This is a genomic window from Staphylococcus petrasii, assembly GCF_002902565.1.
Taxonomy (GTDB): domain Bacteria; phylum Bacillota; class Bacilli; order Staphylococcales; family Staphylococcaceae; genus Staphylococcus; species Staphylococcus petrasii.
This window is the reverse complement of sequence record NZ_PPRC01000128.1, coordinates 49,054-73,818: the sequence shown is the minus strand read 5'-3', so window position 1 is coordinate 73,818 and position 24,765 is coordinate 49,054. Positions and strand designations below refer to the sequence as shown.

Genomic DNA, 24,765 nt, shown 5'->3' with positions numbered 1-24,765 from the left:
GTTTAGTAATAATAAGGCATCAATAGAACGAATACCAAATTTAATTGTCATCACTATATAGATGAGGTTGACGAGTACTAAATAAAATAGTAAATACGTTAAAACGTAGAGAGATATTGCTCTAACAAACTTTCTTAAAAAGGGCTATTTTAATCTATTGTTCTACAGGGGGGAGTCCTTTTGGCTAAGTCAAAAAATGAATTTTATCTAAGACGTATTCATTCGTTATTAGGTATTATTCCAATTGGTGCATTCTTAGTTGTCCATTTGTTAATCAACCATCAAGCAACACAAGGCGCTGCGGCGTTCAATAAAGCTTCAAACTTTATGGAATCATTACCATTCTTATTGGTTATTGAGTTCTTATTAATTTATATTCCAATTTTATACCATGGTTTATATGGTATTCATATTGCATTTACTGCAAAAGAGAATATCGGTCATTACTCATTATTTAGAAACTGGATGTTTGCTTTACAAAGATTAACAGGTATTATTACTTTCGTCTTTGTATTCGTACATTTATGGCAAACAAACTTACAGAAACACTTCTTTGGTAAAGCAGTGGATTATGAATTAATGCATAAAACACTTGAAAACCCAGTTTGGGTAGTAATTTATATCATTTGTGTTCTTTCTGTAATCTTCCATTTCTCAAATGGTTTATGGTCATTCTGTGTAACTTGGGGCTTTTTACAATCTAAGAAATCACAACGTATTTTCACTTGGATTTCATTAATTGTATTCTTAATTCTTTCTTATATTGGTGTAACAGCGATTTTCGCATTCGTATAGAATTTTAAATAAATCAAAATAGGGCAGAAATAATTAAATGTCTTATATTCATTTAAACGTTAAGTTGTAGATATATTTTAGGGGAGTGACAATTCTATGGCAGATAAAAAAATTATTGTTGTCGGTGGAGGACTTGCCGGTCTGATGTCAACAATTAAAGCTGCAGAACAAGGTGCACATGTTGATTTATTCTCAATCGTGCCTGTTAAACGTTCGCACTCTGTATGTGCCCAAGGTGGTATTAACGGTGCGGTAAATACTAAAGGTGAAGGTGACTCAACGTGGATTCACTTTGATGACACTGTTTACGGTGGGGACTTCTTAGCAAACCAACCACCTGTAAAAGCAATGGCAGAAGCTGCGCCATCAATCATTCACTTATTAGACCGTATGGGTGTAATGTTTAACAGAACACCTGAAGGATTACTAGACTTTAGACGTTTCGGTGGTACGTTATACCACAGAACAGCATTTGCTGGTGCTACTACTGGTCAACAATTATTATATGCGCTTGACGAACAAGTACGTTCATTCGAAGTTGACGGTTTAGTAACGAAATATGAAGGTTGGGAATTCTTAGGTTTAGTTAAAGATGACGAAGGTGCTGCAAGAGGTATCATTGCTCAGAATATGACAACATCTGAAATCAAAGCATTTGGTTCAGATGCAGTTATTATGGCAACTGGTGGCCCTGGTATTATCTTCGGTAAAACAACAAACTCTATGATTAACACTGGATCAGCAGCATCACTTGTATACCAACAAGGTGCTAAATATGCAAACGGCGAATTTATCCAAATCCACCCAACAGCGATTCCTGGTGATGATAAATTACGTTTAATGAGTGAATCAGCACGTGGTGAAGGTGGCCGTATTTGGACTTATAAAGACGGTAAACCTTGGTATTTCTTAGAAGAAAAATATCCTGACTACGGTAACTTAGTACCTCGTGATATCGCAACACGTGAAATCTTTGATGTATGTATCAACCAAAAATTAGGTATCAACGGTGAAAACATGGTATACCTAGATTTATCTCATAAAGATCCACATGAATTAGATGTTAAATTAGGTGGTATTATTGAGATTTATGAAAAATTCACAGGCGATGATCCACGTAAAGTACCAATGAAGATTTTCCCAGCGGTTCATTACTCAATGGGTGGTCTTTATGTAGACTATGACCAAATGACATCTATCAAAGGTTTATTTGCAGCAGGGGAATGTGATTTCTCTCAACACGGCGGTAACCGTTTAGGTGCTAACTCATTATTATCAGCAATCTACGGTGGTACTGTTGCTGGACCAAATGCGATTAAATATGTTGAAAATGTAGAAACATCATACACTGAATTAGATGAAAGTATTTATCAAAAACGTGTAGATGAAGAGCAAGAACGCTTTGATAAATTATTAAATATGCGTGGTACTGAAAATGCTTATAAATTACACCGTGAACTTGGTGAAATTATGACAGCGAATGTAACAGTAGTACGTGAAAATGATAAATTATTAGAAACTGATAAAAAAATCCTTGAATTAATGGAACGTTACCAAGATATTGATATGGAAGATACTCAAACTTGGAGTAACCAAGCGGTATTCTTCACTCGTCAATTATGGAACATGTTAGTATTAGCACGAGTTATTACTATTGGGGCTTACAACCGTAATGAGTCACGTGGTGCACACTACAAACCAGAATTCCCAGATCGTAACGATGATGAATGGTTAAAAACAACATTAGCTGAATATCAAGGTGAAAATGAACCACCTAAATTTACTTATGAGCCAGTTGATGTAAGTTTAATTCCACCACGTAAACGTGACTATACAAGTAAGTCTAAAGGAGGTAAAAAATAATGGCTGACAAACAATCAGTAAAAGAAACTCCCGAAGAACTACGTAATCGTAATAATGAAGAAACTCAAAGTAACCAAGGTAATCAAGATACACAAGATAAAAAACAGCAAGAACCTAAACAAAAATCAATTAAATTAATTATCAAACGTCAAGATAATCAAGACTCTCAACCATATGAAGAAACTTTTGAAATTCCATATAAAGAGAACATGAACGTTATCGCATGTTTAATGGAAATTAGACGTAACCCTGTAAATAGTAAAGGTGAAAAAACAACACCAGTTACTTGGGATATGAACTGTTTAGAAGAAGTTTGTGGTGCATGTTCAATGGTAATCAATGGTCGTGCTAGACAATCATGTTCAGCAATCGTTGATCAATTAGAACAACCTATCCGTTTAGAACCAATGAGTACGTTCCCAGTTATTCGTGACTTACAAGTTGACCGTACTAGAATGTTCGATAACTTAAAACGTATGAAAGCTTGGATTCCAATTGACGGTACGTATGACTTAGGTCCAGGACCTCGTATGTCTGAGAAAAAACGTCAAACAGCTTATGAATTATCTAAATGTATGACTTGTGGTGTATGTTTAGAAGTTTGTCCAAACGTTACACGTAACAACAAATTCGTAGGTGCACAAGCAATTTCTCAAGTACGTTTATTCGACTTACACCCAACAGGTGCAATGACTAAAGATGAACGTTTAGATGCATTGATGGGTACAGGTGGTTTACAAGAATGCGGTAACTCTCAAAACTGTGTGAATGCTTGTCCAAAAGGTATTCCTTTGACAACTTCAATCGCAGCATTAAACAGAGAAACAACATTCCATATGTTTAAATCATTCTTTGGTTCAGACCACAAAGTAGATTAATCTGATATAATAGTTAATGTTAAGTTGATCGACAACCTAACATTTAGCACTCATAATAAAAAGTAGGTAGTGATTTTGTAATAAATCGCTACCTACTTTTTTCATTTTCAAAATGAATAAAACGGATTAGTCAAACTCCGTAGATGACTGTGGTAAAATGAGAGTATTATGTATTATAAGGATGAATGTAAATGAATAGACCAATTGGTGTAATAGATTCTGGCGTAGGAGGTTTAACGGTTGCGAAGGAAATCATGCGACAACTTCCTAATGAAACCATCTATTATTTAGGAGATATAGCAAGATGCCCATATGGCCCACGCCCTGGCGATGAAGTTAAAGAGTTTACAACGCAACTTGCAAATAAATTGATGGAATTTAATATTAAAATGTTAGTAATTGCTTGTAATACGGCAACAGCAGTAGCACTTGAGCATTTACAACAAATATTACCTATCCCTGTGATTGGAGTAATTGAACCAGGCGCGCGTACTGCAATTATGACGACGAAAAATCAAAATGTTTTAATCTTAGGAACTGAAGGGACTATCAAGTCTGAAGCGTATCGTCATCATATAAAGCGCATCAATCCAAATGTCAATGTTTACGGTGTAGCATGTCCTGGATTTGTACCTTTAGTAGAACAAATGCGTTACGATGATCCTACAATCACTAGTATCGTCATTCATCAAACCTTAAAACAGTGGCGCAATACTGAGGCTGACACGGTAATTCTTGGTTGTACTCACTATCCTTTATTGTATAAACCAATTAATGATTACTTTGGTGGAGAGAAAAAGGTTATTTCTTCAGGTCTTGAAACAGCACGTGAAGTTAGTGCATTGCTTACATTTAGTAATGAACATGCGAGCTATTCGCCAAATCCACCGCACCGTTTCTTTGCTACAGGTGATACTGTACATATTAAAAATATTATTGCACAATGGTTAAAACTAGACGTTGAAGTTGAACGTATTCAAGTTATTTAAAAGAATGGAGTGACATAACTTTGGCAGATATAGTAATTGCATCCAATAACCAAGGTAAGATTAATGATTTTAAAGCGATATTTCCTAATGATAATGTTATAGGGATTTCTGAAGTTATCAAAGATTTCGATGTAGAAGAAACAGGTACTACTTTTGAAGAGAATGCGCGTTTGAAATCAGAGGCAGCAGCTAAAGCTTTGAATAAACGCGTAATCGCAGACGATAGTGGGCTAGAAGTATTCGCATTAAATGGTGAGCCTGGTGTTTACTCTGCGCGTTATGCTGGGTTGGATAAAAGTGATGAAGCAAATATTGATAAACTGTTACACAATTTAGAAGGTAAAAAAGACAGAGAAGCACAATTTGTTTGCGTCATTAGTATGAGTACACCTGGAGAGCCTACTCAAACATTCAAAGGCACTGTAGCTGGAGAAATCACAACTGAAAGACAGGGTGAGAATGGATTCGGTTATGATCCAATCTTTTTTGTTCCGGAAAAGGGCAAAACAATGGCTCAACTCACAACTGAAGAAAAAAGTGAGATTAGCCACCGAGGTAACGCCATTAAGAAATTAAATGCTTATTTGGAGCGTGAGTAATCATGTCTAAATGGTTAATAGTAAGTGATAATCATACAGAAGCAGGTATTTTATATCAATTGTACGAACAACACAAAGATGCAGATGCCTTCATCCATCTTGGTGACTCTGAATTTGAGTACAATGATACGGAGCTGAGTCTGTTTCGACGTGTAAAAGGGAATTGTGATTTCTATCCAGAATTTCCTAACGAAGAAATCATTGAAGTGAATGGTGTTAAAGCATTTTATACACATGGGCATCTTTATTCTGTCAATCAAACACGTATGAGATTAGCTGAAAAAGCTCAGTCGCTAGGATGCAAATTAGCATTTTATGGTCATACACATGTAGCTAAATATGAGGAATTAGGCGATGTTCATGTCATTAATCCAGGTAGTATCTCACAATCTCGCAGTAATATAGAAGAAACATTTGCAGAATTACTAATAGATGATAATGATCACCATGCTACATTACATTTTAGAAATAGAGATAACCAAATTATCGACACAGTTGAATTTCAAATTTAGATTTGACACTTAGGCATGCTTTAGTGTTTTACATTGAAGCATGCCTAAGTGTTAATTTATAAATATATGACTGCACAATTGTGCACTAAACAATTTTAAACAGAATGTAAAAGTTGATAGTAATAATTATACTTAATTAGTGAAAAATATAAACTTTTTTTATATCAAAGCTATTGCTAAATGAGGTTTCTTTAGCTATAATAATTCTTGTGTTAAAAATTCATGTCCTGGTAGCTCAGCTGGATAGAGCAATGGCCTTCTAAGCCATCGGTCGGGGGTTCGAATCCCTCCCAGGACGCTATAACCCGTTGATATATCAACGTTTACAGCGAGCAAGTGTCAAATAAGTGTCAAGAAAATATTTCTCTGACCTTTTGGCCTTGCTCTTTTTTATGTTCATCAAGAAGATGTGTATAAACATCTAATGTGATAGCTATACTTGCGTGACCTAATCTTTTACTAATGTACTCAATCGGAATGCCTTTACTAATTAAGTAACTTGCATGTGTATGTCTTAACGAATAAGGTGTGACATCTTCATTGATGTTATATTTCTTTTTAGCTTTGTTAAACACTTTAGAAATCGCTGTATGAGATAAGCCGAATAACTTATTATCAATTCTATGTGGATGTGTCTCTATCGCTTTGTATATATGCTTTAAATCATTTTTAGAAACTTCTACAAATCTATCAGCGTTTTCTGTTTTAGTTCCTGGCAAGTGAATTAGTCCTTTAGTTATTAGTAAGTCATCATAGGTCATTCTGTTTACTTCTGAAAATCTAGCACCTGTAATTAAAAGTATATACAACATAATCGTACTTTTATCTGTTCTTAACTTAAAATGTTCTCTTAATTCTTCATACTGTCTAATAGTTAAAAATTTTACATCTTCTTTTTTAGCTAGTTTTGTTCCTTTAGCTTTAATGTTATATGTTGGATCTTTTTTGATATAACCATCATACACTGCATCTTTAATACAACTAGATAAATAAAGATTAACTTTTCTAACTGTTTCTGAAGTTCTACCATTTGCGTAATTAGATATAAATTTTTGATATTCACTTCGAGTAATATCTTTAATCTTAATATCTTCACCGAAATGTTTTAAAAATAAATCAAGCGAGTGTTCATACCAATATTGCTGTTTTGATGATAATTCATATTTTCCATTCAACTTGAGCCATTCTTTATAATAATCTTTAAACAATCTGTTGCTATCTACTTGTTTACCATCCTCTAAATCTCTAATCAATTGTTGCGCTGCATTCGTTGCTTCAGCTTTTGTTTTGAATCCTGATTTACGTTTCTTACCTGACTTGAAAGAAGGGTGCTTTACATCATATTGCCACGATGTAGAGTTCTTATTTTTACGTTTTGTTACTGTAAATGAAGCCATTTTTATCACTTCTCCTTAAAAAAAGTAAAAAAAATAATAAGGGTAGGCGGACTACCCTAAAATATTATTGTTGTACTACAGCTTCTTGTGCTTCTTGTTGTCTTTGCTTCCAACTATCATAACCTTCACCTTGATTTACCCATCCCGGTCCACCAACATGAGCATTAGGATCGTTAGCAACTTTTTCACTTGCTTCTTTAGCAGCTTCATAATCTCCACGACCATAACCCATTTGAGATTCGTCATGTGTAGTAGGTTTATTTTTATTCCATTCGTTAATTTCATCTTGCGTCATATAATCATTGTTGTTTGGTGATTGTTGATTGCTACTTTGTTGTTGGTTATTGTTAGCTTGTTGTTGGTTGTTTTGTTGCGTTGGTTGAATCTTTTCACCCTTTGGACGTTCAATATTAACGTTAGCATTTTGAGTTTTCTCATTATCATTTTTAGATGTGCTTTCAGATTCGTTGTTAGCAGTATCATTATTGCTATCATCTGAACTAACTTGTTGTTTATCATCATTAGTGTTTTTGTTTGATTTGTCCTTGTTTTCTAATTTCTTATCTTTCTTTGGATCGTTAGACTTTTTATCTGATTTGCTTTCTGACTTTTTATTATCATCTTTATTCGAGTTATCCTCATCTTGTCCACATGCACCTAATACTAATAAACTAGCAAAAATTAAAAATAGAACCTTTTTCATTCTATATTTCTCCCCTTTATTTAATGTTTTTATATCCATATACTCTCAATGGTTCAAACGTAATAGTCATAATGGGTGTAATAAAAAAGGGTAGACGTGCTACCCTGTGAATTATTCATCTAAGTTATCTATTGCATATTGTGCTTGTTCTTCGGTGAAACCTTCAATACTTGACGTGAGTTGATTATATATAGCGTCATTAGACATATTTTGTGTATTAGCATAGTCTTTAGCTTTTTCTAACGCATTCTTTTTATAATCAGCTTTTAAATTATCAACAGCATATTGAGCATCAACTTCTTTAAAACCGTCTGCTTCTGATGTTAATTGATTGTAAATACCATCTTTAGACATATGCATAACCTTTGAATAAGTTTTAGCTTTATTTAATGCAGATTTTTGCTCGCGTGTGGCATTTTTGTCTTGTTGCGTATTATTATCACTATCACTACCAGTATCATTCACAAAAGTAGCTGTACAAGCTGAAATACCAATTACAATTAATATTAATAAAACTAGACAACCACCACAGCCAAACAACCAACCTTTTTTACGTTTTTTCTTTTTCTCTTCTTCTTGTTGTTTTTGATATTCTTGAAACTGTCTAAATTGTCTTTCTTCTTGTTCGTTATTAAATTTTTCTTCCATGATTTTTTCTCCTATATGTAGATTAAGTCTTTATATTCATTTGTATTCTAAGATGAGGCACTCGTTTTTTTTATAAAAACCACCGCCTTTAAATATGTAATATTTATATATCTTTATATATAAACACACGTAATGGTTCAAACTGAATTAAATAAGTTCCATATTGTGTGTAAATACCATATTTATTTTTGTAATGTTCCAGTATCTCTACTATGTACCTTTCGCTTAACTGAACATAATCAGCTAGTTCATATAAGCTACTTACACCATAGTTATGTGCCTCAACGATAATACGCAAGGGTAGTGCTGCCTCGTACCCGTGACGCCTAGCGTAGTTTTCAAATTTGCGATTTATGTCTTTAGATTGATCTAAGATATTCCCATATGTAAGCTTGTGATGTGCGAGTTCTTCGTATAGCACTTCGGCTTTGCGTGTTTCGGATAGGTTGCTATTGATGTAAATTTTCCCATTTATATAAAAACCGTGCTGGAATTTAGGCAAACGATTAGTTTCTTTTATTTCTATCCAGTCGTTTTTTATACATAATTCTTCATACAATCCCATTTAATACACCCTTTGATTAGTGAATGTTATTTTTACAAATATTTTTGTTATAATTAAATTAATAGGATATCGGGCGCTCGTGGTTTCGTTATTTCAGAAACTATGCGTTGCACCTTCCTAAAAGGCTTGGCTCAAAGTCACCATATCAATAGACTTAGGCTTCCTTTGAATTCACCCGATACAAACTATACATTACTGTATAGCAGGGCAATGTAATTACCGATATTGACGTCTTTAGCAAATTTACGTGCGAATCTTGCTTGTTCTTTCACTGATGAAGGAATATTAATAGCCTCAACCCCTTTAAAGTTATTAACTCCGAATTCTTTAGAAAGTTCAGGACGACTATTTTCAATTTCTTTAAACGCTTTAAACGCTGGAGAGCCAATTATACTCAATATTGTTATCACCACGGTTTTTTATCCGTGGTTTCTTTATGTTTCCATAAAGTTCAGCATATGTGTTTATCCTATTAAATTTATTTATCTCTATTTTTAACCCATTCAATAAATCTGTTTACTTCTTCGATTTCTTCTTCTGTTAGGCCGTCTTTATCAAAATGAGCAGCCATTGTATCTTGTTGTAAAGTTTTGTCTTCTGTGATGTCAGAGGGCATAACTCCAAAATAATCAGCAAGTAGTTCGATTTTATCTCTTCTTGGATATTTAACTGCATTTATCCAACTACTAACTGTCGATTCTTTTAAATCTAAATCTTTCGCCATATCTGTTTGTGTTTTACCTTTACGTTCTAAAAGGTTTTTTAAATTTTTTGAAAGAATTTCTTTAGCCATTTGGTTGCCTCTCTTCTTATTTAAGTGTTGTCTAAATTATATTAAAAAGTTTACAAAAAGTAAAGTATTTTTATAAAAAGTTTACTTAATGTGTTGACACTTTACTTTTAGTGTAGTAAATTAGGTACATACCTTACAGGGAGGTGACAACATGACAGACACGATTGAGACTTTTTCTCTGAAGGGCGCAAGAAACGAATTTAACTATACACAAGAGCAAATAGCTGATAAGCTAGGCGTTTCAAGAGCTCAATATATTGCGTGGGAAAAAGGTGATGTAGTGCCTAAAAGTATGGTTGTATATGCATTGGCTTACATCTACGGTATTAATGCTGACTTATTAAGAGTTAGCAAAAAAATTTAATCTCGAATTCACTTTAAGTGTAGTCGGAAAGGGGCAAAAACATTTGAACGAATTACAACTAAGTAATGACCTAACCACAATTGAAACTGAAATCAAAAGCTATCAAAACATCGCTGGTCAATCTATTTTCGAGATTGGTCGAAGATTGAAACACGTTAAAGAGAATGACTTAGCGCATGGAGAGTTTGGTAAGTGGTTAGAAAAAATAGGTATTGAACGTACTTTTGCAGCTAAATCCATGAAAATATCAAGAGAATTAGGTTCAAATGTTGCACCGGTGCAACATTTAGGGATAAGAGCTTTGTATCAAATTGCAACAATACCAGAAGAAGAAAGAGAAAAAGAACATAAAGTCAGTTCTGGTGAAATGAAAAACACTTACGAAATGACGGTAAATGAAAGACAAGAATTTAAACGAAAATTAAAAGAACAAGAAGAAAAAAATACTCAACTCCAATCTCAAGTAGAACAAGCACAACGTTCAGAAGAAATTGCGAAGAAACAACTAGAGGACGCAGAGAATAGAGAGCCAGAAGTAATTAAGAAGTATATGGAGCCAGAAGATTACCAAAGTATAAAAAATATGAATGAACATCTTGAAAGTGAACGTGAATACTATAAAAATCTGGCAGATGACTTTAGAAATGAAGTTAAAGATATGATGGATCAACCTAGTAATGCAGCAACTTTCACTAAAGAAAATGATAACCAAGATTATACGCCGATATTATTGAAAATCTTAGAACCATCAGAACTATTTATACAAAATTATAAAAATCATATTAATGAAAAAGAAGTAATAAACAAATTAGAAGAAATTATTAAAAAGTTAAAGGAGCAATAAATTATGAAACGAGTAGATATTAACGGAGAAGCATTTGAACAAAACACAATGAATTTACCAGTAAACGAAGTGTATAAAACGGACGATTTAGATATGTTCAAATTCACTAAATTTAACAGGAATATTCTTTTTACAGATGAAATGCTGAAACAAGCGAAAGAAGGCTTTATTAGTCCGATAATTGTGAACGAATACATGGTTGTTATTGACGGTCAACATAGATTAGAGCATGCAAAAAAAGCTGGAGTACCAATTGAATACATTGTTAAACCAGGACTAACTGAACACGATATTGTGCGTATGAATACAACTCAAAGACCATGGAGTTTACTTAACTTTATCGAGAGTTATGCAAATCAAGGTTCTGAGGAATATGTGTCACTTTTGAATTTACTTAATAAAAAGTATGCGGGTACCACAGTAGTTATTTCAGTCGCAAGAAACAACACTACTGCCACAGGTGTTACTGAACTTATAAAATCAGGAGAATTTGAATTTATTAATTTTGAAGAAACACTTAATTTCTTAAAGTATTATGAAAAGTTTAGAAATGAAACTAATACACCTAAAAGAACGAAAGTGGCATTAGCATTGTATTCGTTATTTAGAATTGATGGTTTTGATGGAGATAGATTAATACGAAAAGTGTTACAAAAGAAATTTGACGATGATTTAAGAGTTAAAGGTTACAACCTTTCTGAAGCATTGAAAGAGTTTATTGATAAATATAATGACAAATTAACACAAGATAGTCCTTCTTTCATTGAATACTACGTTAAAAACAACGGTGAATTGATTATTGATAACCCCAAAAAAGACTGGGCAAAAAAAGACCGCTAAATAAGCAGCCAACGAGTAAATATTAACAATTTAATCATACCACAAGAGGTGGTGTCTGACCACCTCTGATAAAGGAGGCAAAACATGAACATTTTATACAAAACAACCCTCCTCATCACAATGGCAGTTGTGACGTGGAAGGTTGTAAAGATTGAGAATTACTCAAGACCTAAGAAAATAAATCTGGAATTTCGTTAGAAAGTTTATCAAGATTTCTTTTTAATTCGTAATAATATTTTGCGTAATCATTGACTAAATCGATTGTTGGACTAGGATTTTCCATTAATTCTTTTTCAGCCTCGATCTTAACTCTCATTAAAGCTAAATCATGGGCGCGTTGCTCAATAGATAATTCAGACATAGTTATCCACCTCCTTAGGTTGATAACCAAATTATACACGAAAGGAGTGATTTTAATGGAATACATCGGTTTTGCAGACGTTAAAGAGTTCGTAAAAATCAGTGGTTTATCCAAAGACGATTTTGAAAAGAAAGTAGCATCTAATCAACAGTTCAAAAAATTTATATACAAATTTGAAGATAGTCGTAAACGCTACATCAAAGTTAAGCCAGCATTAGAGTTTATCGAAAATAATTTGATGGTTAACGAAGCTAGTTTATGAGGAGGTGGATCTAATGAATAACAAACAATTACTTATCGCACATCTAACACAAACTAACCCATACAAAGCACCTGAATTAATAGAGAATGCAGCAACAGACTTATTTGGTCAATATCCAATCGAAATTGACGATTACTTTCACGAAGGTCACAACAAGACGTTATTACAGTGCTTGAGGGATACACCAACGTCACAGAGAGCCTTAAAAATGCGTATTGAAATGTTGCATTCGGTCAAACTTTATTAGGAGGTGGTTAAATGTCGTACGCAGAAGTGAGTTTCATCATAGCATTGCTGGTAGCAGTTCTAGTCACAATCATATTAATGACTATTAACGTATTTGTAACTGACGCACTAGCATATGCGCTGTTCATCGGTGTAGGTGTATTTATCTATTTCGATAAAGAGTTCGACAAAATAAAAGACTGATACGTTCTGCAAAACGACCAGTCAACACTAAGTATTTGTGAAATTTTACTAACTTAAAAATAAAACATTATGTGGAGGTAGTCAAGAATGCAAGAGCCATATATCAAAGTAGGAGAGAAAGAGTTTATCGAATTTTTAGTAGCTAAAGACAGAGTAAAAAAATTGGAAGCTATGCTCGAGTACTCAAACAACCAACTAGATAACGCACTGGAATATATCGACGACCTACTCATATTAAATAACGGTCAATCATCACGCTTAGCAGAATTAGAAGCAGACCGCAGAAAACTGGAGGCGATGATAAATGTCGCAAACAGTTAAGTATCTCATCAAGCATAAAAGAGAAGATTTATATGTAATTAATAAACCGACTGAACAAAACGACACTATTAAATACTCTACTGCACGCAGTGACGCTAGAGAGTTTAGTGGTTGGGATAACGCAAGCATAGATATGACACATCACATAGCGATAAAAAAGACGGTAACAGAAACCGTTGATTATGAGGAGGTCAATTTTGATGACTGAACAAACACAAGAACAACCAGACATTTTAAAACAACTAGGTATTAAAGATATTAGTAAGCAAAACGCTAATAAGTTCTACAAATTCGCTATATACGGCAAATTCGGAACTGGCAAAACAACATTCTTAACTAAAGATAATAACGCACTTGTACTTGATATTAACGAGGACGGAACAACAGTTACTGAAGATGGCGCAGTGGTTCCAATTCAGAGCTACAAACACTTTGCAGCAATCATCAAAAACTTACCTGCAATCTTACAACAACTTAGAGATAACGGTAAGCAAATTGATGTTGTTGTGATTGAAACCATTCAAAAACTACGTGACATCACAATAGACGACATCATGGAAGGTAAATCACGCAAGCCAACGTTTAACGATTGGGGCGAATGTGCTAGTCGCATTGTTCATATTTATCGATTTATTTCAAAGCTGCAAGAGAAGTACCAATTCCATTTAGCGATAAGTGGTCATGAAGGTATCAACAAGGATAAAGATGATGAAGGTAGCACGATCAACCCGATAATCACGATTGAGGCGCAAGAACAGATAAAAAAAGCAGTCATCAGTCAATCAGATGTGCTAGCTAGAATGACAATCGAAGAACATGAGCAAAATGGCGAAAAGACTTATCAATATGTATTAAACGCTGAACCCTCAAGCCTATTTGAAACAAAAATTAGACATGCAAGCAATATCACTATAAGCGATAAACGTTTTATCAACCCTAGTATTACAGACGTAGTTGAAGCAATCAGAAACGGAAACTAAAAAAACTTAAAGGACGGTAATCAATTATGAAAATTTCAGGACAAGCTCAATATATTAAAGAAACAAATCAAGAAAAGTTCTATAACGGTACAACAGGTTTTCAAGCTGGAGAATTCACAGTAAAAGTTAAAAATATTGAATTTAATGATAGAGAGAATAGATATTTTACAATCGTATTCGAAAATGATGAAGGTAAACAATACAAACACAATCAATTTGTTCCACCTTACAAATATGATTTCCAAGAAAAACAATTGATAGAACTACTAACTAGATTAGGCATTAAATTAAATCTTCCAAGTTTAGACTTTGATACTAACGAATTAATTGGAAAACCATGTCATTTAGTTTTGAAATGGAAATTCAATAAAGATGAAGGTAAATATTTCACTGATTTTTCATTTATTAAACCTTATAAAAATGGAGAAGGAATAATTAATAAACCGATTCCTAAAACCGAAAAGCAAAAAGCTGAAGAAAAAAGCAATTCACAACAAACGCCAATGACAAACCAAGATAACCCGTTTGGTAACAGTGACCCATTAGGGTATGAAGATGATTTAGCATTCTAGGATGTGATTAAATGCAACGCATTACAAGATACCAGCGAGATAACGACGGTACTTATTCCGTCGTTGCTACTGGTGTTGAATTAGAACAAAGTCATATTGATTTATTAGAAAATGGCTACTCACTTAATGCAGAGGTCGAAGTTCCGGATAATAAAAAGTTATCGATAGAGCAACGTAAAAAGATATTTGCGATGTGTAGAGATATTGAATTGCACTGGGGAGAGCCTGTCGAATCATTAAGGAAAAGGTTTCAAGCAGAATTGGAAATAATGAATGGTTATAACGAAATAAGTTTAAGTAACTGTTCGATGAGAATAGCGAGAGAACTAATAGAGTTAATTATAGCTTTTATGTTTCATCATCAAATACCTATGAGGGTTGAGACAAGCAAGCTATTAAGCGGCGATAAATCTATGTTGTATTGGGCAACAGTCAATCGTAATTGTGTACTATGTGGTAAGAGTGGTGCTGACCTTGCACATCACTACGCAATAGGTCGTGGTGCTAACCGTAAGAAGATGCAGCATTACGATTATGAAGTATTAGCTTTATGCAGAGAACATCATTCCGAACAGCACAACATAGGCGTTAAGTCTTTTGATGAGAAATATATCTTACAGGATAGCTGGATCAAAGTAGATGACAGACTAAACAGAATGCTGAAAGGAGAGAAAATAAATGCGATCAATAATGATTAGACCAGAGGATAGAATGAAAATTGCTCAACGCATAAATGAAATAAGATTAGATGCTAATATGCTCCAATCTGAATTTGGTGAGCGTTTAGGTGTAGGACGATTAGCTGTGTGTCGTTGGGAAAACAGAGCGCAGTTACCACCAATGAAAACAATAAGAAAAATGGCAGAGGAATTCAACACTACGCCAGAGTGGATATTGTACGGGAGTGATAGCAATGAGTGAACAACCTAGTTATTACTCAATTATTACTGCAAACGTAAGATATGATAATCGGCTAACCGATAGCGAAAAGCTACTATTTGCAGAGATTACTTCGTTAAGTAATAAGTATGGTTACTGTACAGCGAGTAATGGTTACTTCGCGAAATTGTACGAAGTAACTAAAGTAACAATATCAAGAAGGATAGCAAACTTAAAAGACAGAGGTTACCTCAATATTGAAATCATTCGAGAAGGTAATGAAATTAAACAAAGAAAGTTATACCCCTTAACACAAATGTTAAGACCTATTAACACAAATGATAATACCCCTATTAACAATTCTGTTGATACCCCTATTATCACAAATGTTAAAGAGAATATTACAAGTATTAATAATACAAGTATAAATAACATAAATAGAACAGATAATAGCGCAACTGACGTTACGCGTGAACGTTTTGAGGAATGGTGGAAACTTTACGATAAAAAGTTAGATAAGAAAAAGGCATTCAGTTTATTCAAATCAGCGCTTAAGGAACATGAATTTGAAACTATCATGAACGGTACTAGAGAATATCTAAAAACTATTACCGATAAACAATATCAAAAATATCCTAAAACATTTTTATCTCAAGAAAGTTATTTAAATGACTTTAGCGAAGAACTACAACCTAGTGGCATGGATCAACTAAACAGAATGAAGTATGACGAAAGTTATTGGGACTAGGAGTGATAAGATATGCAATCATTAGGAAGTTTAGCAAGGAATATCAAGCCTAATCAAAATATTGTAGAAGAAGAACATAATCTTAAATGTGAAAGATGTGGTAATACCTACGACTATTACAAATTCAGTAACGGAAAAGAGTTTAGACATGGTTGTGATTGCTCGATGATTGCTGCTGGTAAAAAAGCTGAACAACAGAGAAAGCAAAAGTATCTAAATCGCATCTTTAACCAATCTAATGTGAATGCGTCTTTACGTGATGCAACAGTTAACAGTTACCAACCACAAAATGACCATCAAGTACATGCAAAGAGTACGGCTATTGAGTACGTTAAAGGTTTTTCGGTAGATGAACCCAAGTCATTAATATTGCAAGGCTCATATGGTACTGGAAAAAGCCATTTAGCCTATGCCATAGCAAAGGCAATTAAGCAACAAGGGTATTCGGTAGCGTTCATGCACATACCAATGTTAATGGAACGCATTAAAGCAACATACAATCGCAACGCTACTGAAACGACAGATGAACTCGTACAGCTATTAAGCAGCATAGATTTACTTGTACTTGATGATGTGGGTGTAGAAAACACTGAACACACATTAAACAAACTATTTTCAATCGTAGATAACAGAGTAGGTAAGAATAACATCTTTACTACTAACTTTAGTGACAAAGAATTAAATCAAAATATGAACTGGCAACGGATCAATTCACGTATGAAACAAAATGCAAGAACGGTTCGAGTGCTAGGAGATGATTTCAGAGGACGTGACGCATGGTGACGATAGACGACATCAAACTCAATCTTGAGTGTTCAGATGTGTATACTCAGAAACTCATAGAATACGCACAGGGCGACCAAGACAAGTTGGAGGATATATACTTCCAGAAACTTGCAGAACGTCGTGTAAGGGAGGCTGTGGTCGAATATGGGACTTAGAGAAAATCAACCTAATGCTTACACATTATATGAAAGTGACGGTTGGCCTTTGTTGAGAGTGCTACCTAGAGATGACGGTACTTTCTATCTTGCTAATAAAGGTGGAATGAGTGATAAGCATTTTAAAGCATCTGTGACTAAATATGAGTTAGCAAAGATGAAACGTAAGCATAAATTATTTAGAAAAGAAGAATTACAACAGCAGACAACAATAGATGAATTCTTGTTCTAGGAGTGACAACGTGCAGATAGAAATTAACTTTAACGAAACGTATGAGGCACCTATCGGCTCGCCTCGTCCACGTTTCACAAAACGCGGTAGTTTTATTCAAACTTACATGCCAGCGTCTTATACAGCGCATAAGAAGTATATACAAGCGCAAATGCCGAAAGCGATGTTAAGTAAGCAGTTAAAAGTGTCACTGTACTTCTACTTTAAACCGCCGAAAAGTTGGTCGAAAAATCAAAAGCTAATCGCAATCGGTCAGTACAAACGTACTAAACCAGATATAGACAACTTAATTAAAACAGTGTTAGATGCAGCAAACGATCATCTATGGAAAGACGATAACCAAATCGTTGAGATACACAGTTTTAAGCAATATGCAGAGGAACCAAAAATCGTAATGGAAGTGGAGGAGTTATAAATGGCTAAATTAGAAGTCAAATACAAAATCGAAGGCACTGCCTATATTGACGCAGTGGAAGAAAGTGAGCGCGAAGAAATGCGCGTTATGGAATTAGCGGAGAATTCACCATTCGATTATCTAAACGATATGGAAGTGGAGTATACAAGTATTAATTCTGACGGTTGGAAGTGGTAAATATGCATAAGCAAAAACAGCAAGCGACATATGTGTATTTGGACGGGGAACGTATCTCGTTAAGGAATGCCTCAAAAAAGTATGATGTACCACTCACAACGTTGCGTGGTCGATATAACAGAGGTTTGCGTGGTCCTGAATTATTATATGGCAAAGGAGTATATAGCTATGACACACACTAAACGGATGACATCTAGACAACTATATGAATTACAACAAATACAACTTAGACATGAAAGAGCGTTGAAACGTAAACGCAGAGAAGAACGTATTGCTAAAGCTAAACGCGCAGAGCGTGAAGTGGCTAAGCACAGAGTAAGTAGTAAATATTTTAAAAACTTAGTACAAAACAATCTTATGGTTAAAGTCAAAACAGATCAATACGGCAATGTACAGAGGGGGGTAGCGGAATGAAATTACATGAATTAAATAAAGGTGACGACATTTGGTTTAAATATCCTAAAGCTAAAACATCATTCCCAGCAGTAGTGGAAGAGTTGAATTATAACTTTAATGGCGAACCCTACCTTATGGTGCGTGTTGGTAGTGAGTTAGTAAGGATTGATGATAGATACGACATAGTAAAGGTGTAGATGAAAATGACGATTATACATCAACGGTATAATGCCAAGACACCTACACAGATACAACAGGAATTACGCAAGTTAGGTGTCAAAGGCTTTGTGGTTAAGGTAGCAGGAAGTAGAGTGACGATGAAAGTTAGTGAGAGTGACATAAAAAGGAACAGGGAGTGTGTAAGGGATGCCAAAGATTAAACGAAAAGTAGAAATGACGTTGCCAAAGTTGATTGAGTGGGCATGGGAGAATGAAATTAGAAAAAAGGCTTTTTATAGTAATTACACAGGAGGTTCAGTATTTTTTGATGAAGAACAAATATTGTTTTTAGAACATGAAACGCGCAAAGATGAAATCTTTACAGTAGAGATTGAAGAAGAAATTACGGAAGAAACGGCAATTCCTAGACTTTTAGAAGTTAGAAATGCAATACCTTCAAAAGAGGAAGGTTGGAAAGACTTAAAAATATTAAAATCTTATATGTACGGTAACCACACTATTGCAGAAGTGGAAAACGAATATACTGTTGCTTTTTATATGCTTAATGATGATATGACGATGACTATACTGTGGAAGGACGGTGCTATGGTTGAGTAACCCAACATTAGATGAATTAGTTGCATTTATGAAAAAGCACGGAGTAGAAAAAGTAGATAGTATCACTGACGAAAAGAGCATAATTAGGCACTTTAGAGCAACCAGCAGAGCGTACAAAGAAGAACGTGATGAATACAAAAAACAACGCGACGAACTCATCAATGATATGGCAGAAGTGAAAAGGAAGGCAGAGGCGTTTGATGAGATAAAAGTTAATCTTTATCACGTAAAAGATTTAAAGTCATGGGAAACATTAGATCCAAAAGACCATGAATTTTTAAGAGATATTTTTAATGAAATTCCAAGTGATTGGGAGGTCGACCATTAATGTTTCAAGATATAGATAACTTACAAGAAGCATTATGGCATATCGAGCAAGTAGATAAATCAATTCTTAATGCTTATCAAAATGAATTATTAAGTGCATCTAAAACTTATATTCAAACTTTATTAAAAGATTTGGAGCGTGGTAGTGATGAAAGCTGAAAGTCACATGCAAATGATGCAAATGATACAAAACTGTGTAATTGAAAAATACGTGACACATGACGAGTACGTAGAATTAGTAGCTAGAGATAAGCATGGTAATAAAATGTTTATTAAATTTTATCCGAATGAGGAGGAACAAAATGACTAACACATTAGAATTTATCAAATTATCAGAGAACGCAACTAAACCAGAACGTAAAGGTATAAACGCTGGTTTCGACATCTTCGCAGCAGAGACAGTGATACTTGAGCCACAAGAGAAAGCAGTGATTAAAACAGATATAGCCGTAAACATTCCAGAGGGCTATGTAGGGCTATTAACGTCAAGAAGTGGTGTAAGTAGTAAGACGCATTTAGTGATTGAAACAGGCAAGATTGACGCAGGTTTTCAGGGTAATATGAAGATTAATATTAAGAATGACATACAAGATTTCGTTATAGATACTAATGTATATATGAATATAAATGGTGGTTATGAATACGCTAGCCAAACGCAAAATAGTGGTACTTACAAAATCAACAAAGGCGACAAACTCGCACAACTGGTTATCGTTCCAATTTGGACACCAGAGTTAAAAGAAGTAAAGGAGTTTAGCAATGTGTCAGAGAGAGGGACAGACGGCTGGGGAAGTACAGGGTACTAATTCCAAACGTGTCGAAATCGATACGGTTAAAAATAAGGACATTCTAGAACGTGTAAAGGAAGTGCTTAATAAATAATGCAATACCTAATACGCCAATTCACAGATAGCACAGGTCACATTCACACCGACATTGAGAAAGCACGTACAAATGAAACTCTCTCTATTGTGGAGGCAGAGAGTAAGGAAGAGGCGTTGAAAGTATATAAAGCGCAACGTCAGAAAGAGGCTTTGATGTCCGTCATTAAAGGTTATAAAAAAATTAAGGAGCGATTGTTTAATGATTAAACGCATACTAAAGATATGGTTCATCATCGCATTGTATGAACTTAGTAAATATCTAACTAACGAACTTATCGTGAAGTTGCAGAGTGAAGATGATGTGGAAGTGCCTAGTGATTATGCTAGAGAGAGTGATCAATACGATATTAACGATTTGGCAGGTGGGTATTAAGTTGATAACGATTGAACGTCATGATATTAGAAAATTAGAAGAATATATTCAACATGTAGAACGTTATCGTAAGGAGTTAAAGGTTTGTGAGTATGAATTGCTAGAAAATCACGAACTGGAGAATGTAGGTGCTGGGAAAAGTAATCTACCTGGCAATCCAATTGAGCGTCAGACTATCAAGAAATTAAGTAATAAGCGATATGTCATGTTAAGTAATATCGTTAATGGCGTTGATAAGTTAGTAGCTGAAGCTGACGAAGATACACTTGATATGATTAACAAACGATACTGGGAATGTCCAATTGGTTGTTATGAGTGGGAAGATTTAGCTGAATACTTCGGAACGAGTAAATCAAGTATATTGAGACGACGCAATGCAATGATTAATAAGTTAGCAGAACTGATCGGTTATGTGTAAATGGACTTGAGAGGTATATAAGTTCGCTTCAAAAGGCGCTATCATGATAGTGTAAGTTCTATCAGGTGACTTACATGTAATGATTAAATTCTTTGCTGAACAATTCAAAAACATACTCCTTTCTAAAATGTTAGTTTTTCATTTACTCATCCCTAAAAGGTAAATGATGTGACCTATCTGAGAGAACACTCAGGTAGGTTTTTTGTTGTATAAAAAAATAAATTAAGTGAATAACGTGAGAGTTGGTGATATATGAGATGAACGGGCTGAATATAAAACAACAGAGATTCGCAGACGAATATATTAAGAGTGGTAATGCAACAGATGCTTATATTAAAGCTGGTTATTCTAAAAATAAAGCTAATACTAACGCAACTAAACTACTACAAAATACTACAATTAAAAATTATATCAACGAACGTATCAAAGAGGTACAAGAAGAAAGTTTAATGAGTATTACAGAGGCATTAGCATTATCAGCATCTATTGCAAGAGGAGAGCCACAAAAAGCATATACTAAAAGATATGACCATTTAGAAGGCGAAGTAGATAAAGAAGTAACTTATACTATTACACCTAATGTAGAAGAACGTCAACGTTCGTTAGATCATATCTTAAAAGTACATGGTGCTTATATCGACAAGAAAGAAATTACTCAAAAGAACATAGAAATTAACATAGGTGATTACAATGACGAACCTTAAACTTAATTTTAATCACCCAGAAAAAGTATTCAACAAGAATATATTTGAGATACTTACTAATTACGAAAATTTCACCGAAGTACATTATGGCGGAGGTTCAAGTGGTAAGTCACATGGTGTTATTCAAAAAGTGGTACTTAAAGCATTAATGAAGTGGCCTATTCCTAGACGTATGTTGTGGTTAAGAAAAGTACAATCGACAATCAAAGATAGTTTATTTGAAGATGTTAAGAGCTGCTTAATTGATTACGGTATATGGGATATGTGCCAATGGAACAAAACTGATAATAAAGTAGTGTTGCCTAATGGTGCTACATTCTTATTCAAAGGTTTAGATAACCCAGAGAAGATTAAATCAATTAAAGGTATCTCAGACATTGTTATGGAGGAGGCGTCAGAATTTACATTGAATGACTATACACAACTAACTTTGCGTCTAAGAGAACGTAAACATGATTTTAAACAGATATTCTTGATGTTCAACCCAGTATCTAAATTAAATTGGGTATATAAGTATTTCTTTGAACATGGCGAAGATATGGAAGGTGTAATGATACGCCAATCTAGTTATAAGGATAATAAGTTTTTAGATAAAATCACTCGTGAAAATTTAGAGTTATTAGCTAAACGTAATCCAGCTTATTACAAAATATATGCACTAGGTCAATTCGCTACTTTAGATAAGTTGGTATTCCCTAAGTATGAAAAACGATTAATCAATAAAGATGAGCTGAGACATTTACCTTCCTACTTCGGACTAGATTTTGGATATGTGAATGATCCTAGTGCTTTTGTTCATGTAAAAATAGATAAAGAAAATAAGAAGCTATATATCATTGAAGAATATGTTAAGACTGGAATGTTAAATGATGAAATTGCTAAAACAATAAAGCAATTAGGTTACGCTAAAGAAGAAATAACTGCAGATAGTGCAGAACAAAAAAGTATTCAAGAAATTAAAAAACTAGGCATTGAACGTATTAAACCTACAAGAAAAGGTAAAGGTTCGGTCGTTCAAGGACTTCAATTCTTAATGCAGTTCGACATAATAATAGATGAACGTTGTTTCAAAACTATCGAAGAATTTGATAACTACACATGGCAAAAGGATAAAAATACAGACGAATATTTGAATGAGCCAGTAGATACTTACAATCATTGTATAGATGCACTCCGCTATTCAGTAGAACGTTTTTATAAGCCACAAACAAATAAACGTTCAAATATTAGAAAAAGTATTAGCGCTATCAAATCAATGGGCTTATAAGGAGGGATAATGCTTGTTAAAAGTAAATGAATTTGAAAGAGACGCTGAATATCGTCAACATCGAGATAAGATATACAGACGTGATGCAGTAGAGATATATCGTTACGACGGTACATTAAGCGAGATACTAGATGATTACGATTTTATAAGTGAATGTATTGAGCATCATTTAGAAGCGCAGGTACCTAGATTACAAATGCTCGATGATTACTATCAAGGGCTTAATTTCAACATCTTGCGTAATCGTAGACGTAGAGAAAGTCATTTAGCAGATAATCGTGCAGCGCATGATTTTGCGTCATACATTGCAGACTTTATCAACGGTTATTGCTTTGGTCATGCGATACAAGTACAAACAGAAGATGAAGATACACAAGAGAAGATTAACGGCCTACATAACTTAAACGACATCGACACGCATAACCGTTCAATTGGATTAGACTTATCTATCTTTGGTCGCGCTTATGAGTACATTATCCGTAACCAAGATGATGAAGTGAGATTATATAAATCTGATCCACGTAATACATTTGTGATTTACGATAATACGATTGAACAGAATAGTTTAATTGCAGTGAGATACTGGCAAACGTCAACAAGAGAATATGATGACACAGATATTTACAATGTAGATATCATTACACCTAATGCAACTAATTTCTTTTATGCTAATAAGTCTACTAACCTATCACTGCAAGAACGCAGACCGTCAGAGCCACATTCATTCGGTAAGGTAACAATCACAGAGTTTAGTAATAATGAAAAGCGTCGTGGAGATTTTGAGAAAGTTATTCCACTTATCGATTTATATGATAATGCACAATCAGATACAGCTAACTATATGAGTGATTTAAACGATGCGATGTTACTTGTTATCGGAAACATGGAACTTGATAGCAATACTGCGCAATTACAAAAAGACGCTAATGTATTCCACTTAACTCCTCCAGAATATACAAATATGGATGAGAGAACGACTGAAGGAAATGTTGACGCTAGATACATCTACAAAGAATACGATGTAAACGGTGTTGAGTCTTATAAAGACAGAATTAGTCGTAACATTCATATGTTCACTAATACGCCAGATATGACTGATGAAAACTTTGGTGGTAATCAGTCAGGTGAGGCAATGAAATATAAGTTGTTTGGACTAGAGCAACGTACTGCAATCAAAGAAGGTTTATTTCGAAAAGGTTTGCGTAGACGTTATAAGTTAATCGGTCAGATTATGAGTATCAATCGTGAATTAGATAAAGATGCTATTCAAGACTTAACATTTACATTCACACGTAATGTTCCTAAGTCAGTCAAAGATGAAATGGATATGTACTTACAAGCAGGTGGACAAATCAGTCAACAATCATTGATGTCAATTGTGTCGTTCATTGATAACCCACAACAAGAAATGGAACGTATTGAAAATGAAGAAGATATCCAACTTCAAAAGTCAGATGAACGTATGTATAGACAGGGTATAGACAACCAAACTGGTATTAAGGAGTGATAGTC

The 24,765-nt window shown here is 34.2% G+C and carries 45 protein-coding genes and 1 tRNA gene; 39 read left to right on the top strand and 7 right to left on the bottom strand.

What is annotated here, in order from left to right; all coding sequences use genetic code 11:
- The first annotated feature begins 180 nt into the window (after window positions 1-180).
- The 7 genes from CD127_RS12395 to CD127_RS12365 all read left to right on the top strand — a co-directional run bounded on the left by CD127_RS12395 (window position 181) and on the right by CD127_RS12365 (window position 5,934).
- Complete coding sequence (locus tag CD127_RS12395) at window positions 181-795, top strand: succinate dehydrogenase cytochrome b558 subunit (protein ID WP_103297422.1); 615 nt, start codon at window positions 181-183, stop codon at window positions 793-795.
- Window positions 796-891: 96 nt separating this feature from the next.
- Entirely contained in the window at window positions 892-2,658 is a 1,767-nt protein-coding gene (gene sdhA, locus CD127_RS12390) for a succinate dehydrogenase flavoprotein subunit (protein ID WP_103366899.1), read from the top strand.
- Complete coding sequence (gene sdhB, locus CD127_RS12385) at window positions 2,658-3,536, top strand: succinate dehydrogenase iron-sulfur subunit (protein WP_103366898.1); 879 nt, start codon at window positions 2,658-2,660, stop codon at window positions 3,534-3,536. The genes sdhA and sdhB overlap by 1 nt, the downstream gene beginning before the upstream one ends.
- A gap of 191 nt (window positions 3,537-3,727) precedes the next feature.
- Window positions 3,728-4,525 carry a glutamate racemase gene (gene racE / locus CD127_RS12380; RefSeq protein WP_103297425.1) on the top strand — a complete coding sequence of 266 codons (798 nt, stop codon included), beginning with the start codon at window positions 3,728-3,730 and terminating at the stop codon, window positions 4,523-4,525.
- Window positions 4,526-4,545: 20 nt separating this feature from the next.
- Complete coding sequence (locus tag CD127_RS12375; protein WP_103366897.1) at window positions 4,546-5,124, top strand: XTP/dITP diphosphatase; 579 nt, start codon at window positions 4,546-4,548, stop codon at window positions 5,122-5,124.
- 2 nt (window positions 5,125-5,126) lie between these two features.
- Window positions 5,127-5,636 carry a YfcE family phosphodiesterase gene (locus CD127_RS12370; RefSeq protein WP_103366896.1) on the top strand — a complete coding sequence of 170 codons (510 nt, stop codon included), beginning with the start codon at window positions 5,127-5,129 and terminating at the stop codon, window positions 5,634-5,636.
- Window positions 5,637-5,860: 224 nt separating this feature from the next.
- Window positions 5,861-5,934 (top strand) — tRNA-Arg (locus CD127_RS12365).
- Window positions 5,935-5,986: 52 nt separating this feature from the next.
- Here the strand turns inward: CD127_RS12365 and CD127_RS12360 are convergent.
- From CD127_RS12360 to CD127_RS12335, 6 genes are all read right to left on the bottom strand, one after another.
- Window positions 5,987-7,033, bottom strand: coding sequence for a tyrosine-type recombinase/integrase (locus tag CD127_RS12360; RefSeq protein ID WP_103366895.1), 1,047 nt, complete (start codon window positions 7,031-7,033; stop codon window positions 5,987-5,989).
- A 64-nt stretch (window positions 7,034-7,097) separates the two neighbouring features.
- Window positions 7,098-7,736, bottom strand: coding sequence for a hypothetical protein (locus CD127_RS12355; RefSeq protein ID WP_103366894.1), 639 nt, complete (start codon window positions 7,734-7,736; stop codon window positions 7,098-7,100).
- Window positions 7,737-7,847: 111 nt separating this feature from the next.
- Window positions 7,848-8,384, bottom strand: a complete 537-nt coding sequence (locus tag CD127_RS12350; RefSeq protein WP_103366893.1) for an Ltp family lipoprotein — start codon at window positions 8,382-8,384, stop codon at window positions 7,848-7,850.
- A 103-nt stretch (window positions 8,385-8,487) separates the two neighbouring features.
- Window positions 8,488-8,949: an ImmA/IrrE family metallo-endopeptidase gene (locus CD127_RS12345; RefSeq protein ID WP_103366892.1), complete on the bottom strand. Its 462-nt coding sequence runs from the start codon at window positions 8,947-8,949 to the stop codon at window positions 8,488-8,490.
- A gap of 185 nt (window positions 8,950-9,134) precedes the next feature.
- Window positions 9,135-9,347: a hypothetical protein gene (locus CD127_RS12340; protein WP_103366891.1), complete on the bottom strand. Its 213-nt coding sequence runs from the start codon at window positions 9,345-9,347 to the stop codon at window positions 9,135-9,137.
- 80 nt (window positions 9,348-9,427) lie between these two features.
- On the bottom strand, window positions 9,428-9,742 hold the full coding sequence (locus CD127_RS12335; RefSeq protein ID WP_103366890.1) for a helix-turn-helix domain-containing protein: 315 nt from the start codon (window positions 9,740-9,742) through the stop codon (window positions 9,428-9,430).
- A gap of 151 nt (window positions 9,743-9,893) precedes the next feature.
- Between CD127_RS12335 and CD127_RS12330 the strand changes: the two genes are divergently transcribed.
- Genes CD127_RS12330 through CD127_RS12320 form a run of 3 tightly spaced genes read left to right on the top strand, consistent with a single transcriptional unit; the run spans window position 9,894 to window position 11,790 of the window.
- A complete protein-coding gene (locus CD127_RS12330; RefSeq protein WP_070816625.1) occupies window positions 9,894-10,106 on the top strand; it encodes a helix-turn-helix domain-containing protein in 213 nt (70 codons plus the stop codon).
- Between the two features lie 43 nt (window positions 10,107-10,149).
- Window positions 10,150-10,950, top strand: a complete 801-nt coding sequence (locus CD127_RS12325; protein WP_103366889.1) for a DUF3102 domain-containing protein — start codon at window positions 10,150-10,152, stop codon at window positions 10,948-10,950.
- 3 nt (window positions 10,951-10,953) lie between these two features.
- Window positions 10,954-11,790, top strand: coding sequence for a ParB N-terminal domain-containing protein (locus tag CD127_RS12320; RefSeq protein WP_103366888.1), 837 nt, complete (start codon window positions 10,954-10,956; stop codon window positions 11,788-11,790).
- A 169-nt stretch (window positions 11,791-11,959) separates the two neighbouring features.
- On the opposite strand, the gene CD127_RS12315 is transcribed toward CD127_RS12320, so the two are convergent.
- Window positions 11,960-12,151, bottom strand: a complete 192-nt coding sequence (locus tag CD127_RS12315) for a hypothetical protein (protein WP_103366887.1) — start codon at window positions 12,149-12,151, stop codon at window positions 11,960-11,962.
- 55 nt (window positions 12,152-12,206) lie between these two features.
- Here CD127_RS12315 and CD127_RS12310 point away from each other — a divergent pair, with 55 nt between their 5' ends.
- From CD127_RS12310 to CD127_RS12195, 29 genes are all read left to right on the top strand, one after another.
- A complete protein-coding gene (locus CD127_RS12310) occupies window positions 12,207-12,413 on the top strand; it encodes a hypothetical protein (protein ID WP_103366886.1) in 207 nt (68 codons plus the stop codon).
- Window positions 12,414-12,426: 13 nt separating this feature from the next.
- Window positions 12,427-12,660, top strand: coding sequence for a hypothetical protein (locus CD127_RS12305; RefSeq protein WP_103366885.1), 234 nt, complete (start codon window positions 12,427-12,429; stop codon window positions 12,658-12,660).
- 11 nt (window positions 12,661-12,671) lie between these two features.
- Entirely contained in the window at window positions 12,672-12,842 is a 171-nt protein-coding gene (locus CD127_RS12745; protein WP_160148977.1) for a hypothetical protein, read from the top strand.
- Between the two features lie 87 nt (window positions 12,843-12,929).
- Window positions 12,930-13,163: a hypothetical protein gene (locus CD127_RS12300; protein ID WP_103366884.1), complete on the top strand. Its 234-nt coding sequence runs from the start codon at window positions 12,930-12,932 to the stop codon at window positions 13,161-13,163.
- On the top strand, window positions 13,147-13,371 hold the full coding sequence (locus tag CD127_RS12295) for a DUF2483 family protein (RefSeq protein ID WP_103366883.1): 225 nt from the start codon (window positions 13,147-13,149) through the stop codon (window positions 13,369-13,371). Before CD127_RS12300 ends, CD127_RS12295 begins: the two co-directional genes overlap by 17 nt.
- On the top strand, window positions 13,364-14,143 hold the full coding sequence (locus CD127_RS12290; protein ID WP_103366882.1) for an ATP-binding protein: 780 nt from the start codon (window positions 13,364-13,366) through the stop codon (window positions 14,141-14,143). The genes CD127_RS12295 and CD127_RS12290 overlap by 8 nt, the downstream gene beginning before the upstream one ends.
- Window positions 14,144-14,169: 26 nt before the next feature.
- Entirely contained in the window at window positions 14,170-14,715 is a 546-nt protein-coding gene (locus CD127_RS12285; RefSeq protein ID WP_103366881.1) for a single-stranded DNA-binding protein, read from the top strand.
- Between the two features lie 11 nt (window positions 14,716-14,726).
- Complete coding sequence (locus CD127_RS12280) at window positions 14,727-15,413, top strand: putative HNHc nuclease (protein WP_103366880.1); 687 nt, start codon at window positions 14,727-14,729, stop codon at window positions 15,411-15,413.
- Window positions 15,394-15,636: a helix-turn-helix transcriptional regulator gene (locus CD127_RS12275; protein ID WP_103366879.1), complete on the top strand. Its 243-nt coding sequence runs from the start codon at window positions 15,394-15,396 to the stop codon at window positions 15,634-15,636. The genes CD127_RS12280 and CD127_RS12275 overlap by 20 nt, the downstream gene beginning before the upstream one ends.
- A complete protein-coding gene (locus CD127_RS12270; protein WP_103366878.1) occupies window positions 15,629-16,342 on the top strand; it encodes a helix-turn-helix domain-containing protein in 714 nt (237 codons plus the stop codon). Before CD127_RS12275 ends, CD127_RS12270 begins: the two co-directional genes overlap by 8 nt.
- Before the next feature lie 12 nt (window positions 16,343-16,354).
- Window positions 16,355-17,125: an ATP-binding protein gene (locus CD127_RS12265; protein ID WP_103366877.1), complete on the top strand. Its 771-nt coding sequence runs from the start codon at window positions 16,355-16,357 to the stop codon at window positions 17,123-17,125.
- Window positions 17,119-17,283, top strand: coding sequence for a hypothetical protein (locus tag CD127_RS12900; RefSeq protein ID WP_235851311.1), 165 nt, complete (start codon window positions 17,119-17,121; stop codon window positions 17,281-17,283). Before CD127_RS12265 ends, CD127_RS12900 begins: the two co-directional genes overlap by 7 nt.
- Window positions 17,273-17,515, top strand: a complete 243-nt coding sequence (locus tag CD127_RS12260) for a hypothetical protein (RefSeq protein ID WP_103366876.1) — start codon at window positions 17,273-17,275, stop codon at window positions 17,513-17,515. Before CD127_RS12900 ends, CD127_RS12260 begins: the two co-directional genes overlap by 11 nt.
- A 10-nt stretch (window positions 17,516-17,525) precedes the next feature.
- On the top strand, window positions 17,526-17,930 hold the full coding sequence (locus tag CD127_RS12255; RefSeq protein ID WP_103366875.1) for a RusA family crossover junction endodeoxyribonuclease: 405 nt from the start codon (window positions 17,526-17,528) through the stop codon (window positions 17,928-17,930).
- The gene (locus CD127_RS12740; protein WP_160148976.1) at window positions 17,931-18,107 is read left to right on the top strand and encodes a hypothetical protein; all 177 of its coding nucleotides are present in this window, start codon (window positions 17,931-17,933) and stop codon (window positions 18,105-18,107) included.
- A gap of 168 nt (window positions 18,108-18,275) precedes the next feature.
- Window positions 18,276-18,521: a hypothetical protein gene (locus tag CD127_RS12245; RefSeq protein WP_103366873.1), complete on the top strand. Its 246-nt coding sequence runs from the start codon at window positions 18,276-18,278 to the stop codon at window positions 18,519-18,521.
- The gene (locus tag CD127_RS12240) at window positions 18,518-18,700 is read left to right on the top strand and encodes a hypothetical protein (protein ID WP_103366872.1); all 183 of its coding nucleotides are present in this window, start codon (window positions 18,518-18,520) and stop codon (window positions 18,698-18,700) included. Before CD127_RS12245 ends, CD127_RS12240 begins: the two co-directional genes overlap by 4 nt.
- Window positions 18,701-18,883 (top strand): hypothetical protein, encoded by a 183-nt coding sequence (locus CD127_RS12895; RefSeq protein WP_103366871.1) that lies wholly within the window; start codon window positions 18,701-18,703, stop codon window positions 18,881-18,883. It begins immediately after the preceding gene.
- Window positions 18,870-19,280, top strand: coding sequence for a hypothetical protein (locus tag CD127_RS12230; protein WP_103366870.1), 411 nt, complete (start codon window positions 18,870-18,872; stop codon window positions 19,278-19,280). Before CD127_RS12895 ends, CD127_RS12230 begins: the two co-directional genes overlap by 14 nt.
- Window positions 19,273-19,608: a hypothetical protein gene (locus CD127_RS12890; protein WP_235851310.1), complete on the top strand. Its 336-nt coding sequence runs from the start codon at window positions 19,273-19,275 to the stop codon at window positions 19,606-19,608. The genes CD127_RS12230 and CD127_RS12890 overlap by 8 nt, the downstream gene beginning before the upstream one ends.
- A complete protein-coding gene (locus tag CD127_RS12735; RefSeq protein WP_160148975.1) occupies window positions 19,608-19,766 on the top strand; it encodes a hypothetical protein in 159 nt (52 codons plus the stop codon). The genes CD127_RS12890 and CD127_RS12735 overlap by 1 nt, the downstream gene beginning before the upstream one ends.
- On the top strand, window positions 19,756-19,917 hold the full coding sequence (locus CD127_RS12730) for a hypothetical protein (protein WP_167409904.1): 162 nt from the start codon (window positions 19,756-19,758) through the stop codon (window positions 19,915-19,917). The genes CD127_RS12735 and CD127_RS12730 overlap by 11 nt, the downstream gene beginning before the upstream one ends.
- Window positions 19,910-20,413, top strand: coding sequence for a dUTP diphosphatase (locus CD127_RS12220; protein ID WP_103366869.1), 504 nt, complete (start codon window positions 19,910-19,912; stop codon window positions 20,411-20,413). The genes CD127_RS12730 and CD127_RS12220 overlap by 8 nt, the downstream gene beginning before the upstream one ends.
- A 75-nt stretch (window positions 20,414-20,488) precedes the next feature.
- Entirely contained in the window at window positions 20,489-20,698 is a 210-nt protein-coding gene (locus CD127_RS12215; protein WP_221270324.1) for a DUF1381 domain-containing protein, read from the top strand.
- Window positions 20,691-20,864, top strand: coding sequence for a transcriptional activator RinB (gene rinB, locus CD127_RS12590; protein ID WP_115345442.1), 174 nt, complete (start codon window positions 20,691-20,693; stop codon window positions 20,862-20,864). Before CD127_RS12215 ends, rinB begins: the two co-directional genes overlap by 8 nt.
- A 1-nt stretch (window position 20,865) precedes the next feature.
- Window positions 20,866-21,282, top strand: coding sequence for a transcriptional regulator (locus CD127_RS12210; protein WP_103366867.1), 417 nt, complete (start codon window positions 20,866-20,868; stop codon window positions 21,280-21,282).
- Window positions 21,283-21,548: 266 nt separating this feature from the next.
- A complete protein-coding gene (locus CD127_RS12205; RefSeq protein WP_037579395.1) occupies window positions 21,549-21,986 on the top strand; it encodes a terminase small subunit in 438 nt (145 codons plus the stop codon).
- Window positions 21,973-23,253 (top strand): PBSX family phage terminase large subunit, encoded by a 1,281-nt coding sequence (locus CD127_RS12200; protein ID WP_103366866.1) that lies wholly within the window; start codon window positions 21,973-21,975, stop codon window positions 23,251-23,253. The genes CD127_RS12205 and CD127_RS12200 overlap by 14 nt, the downstream gene beginning before the upstream one ends.
- 13 nt (window positions 23,254-23,266) lie before the next feature.
- Window positions 23,267-24,760 carry a phage portal protein gene (locus tag CD127_RS12195; RefSeq protein ID WP_103366865.1) on the top strand — a complete coding sequence of 498 codons (1,494 nt, stop codon included), beginning with the start codon at window positions 23,267-23,269 and terminating at the stop codon, window positions 24,758-24,760.
- Window positions 24,761-24,765: the final 5 nt, after the last annotated feature.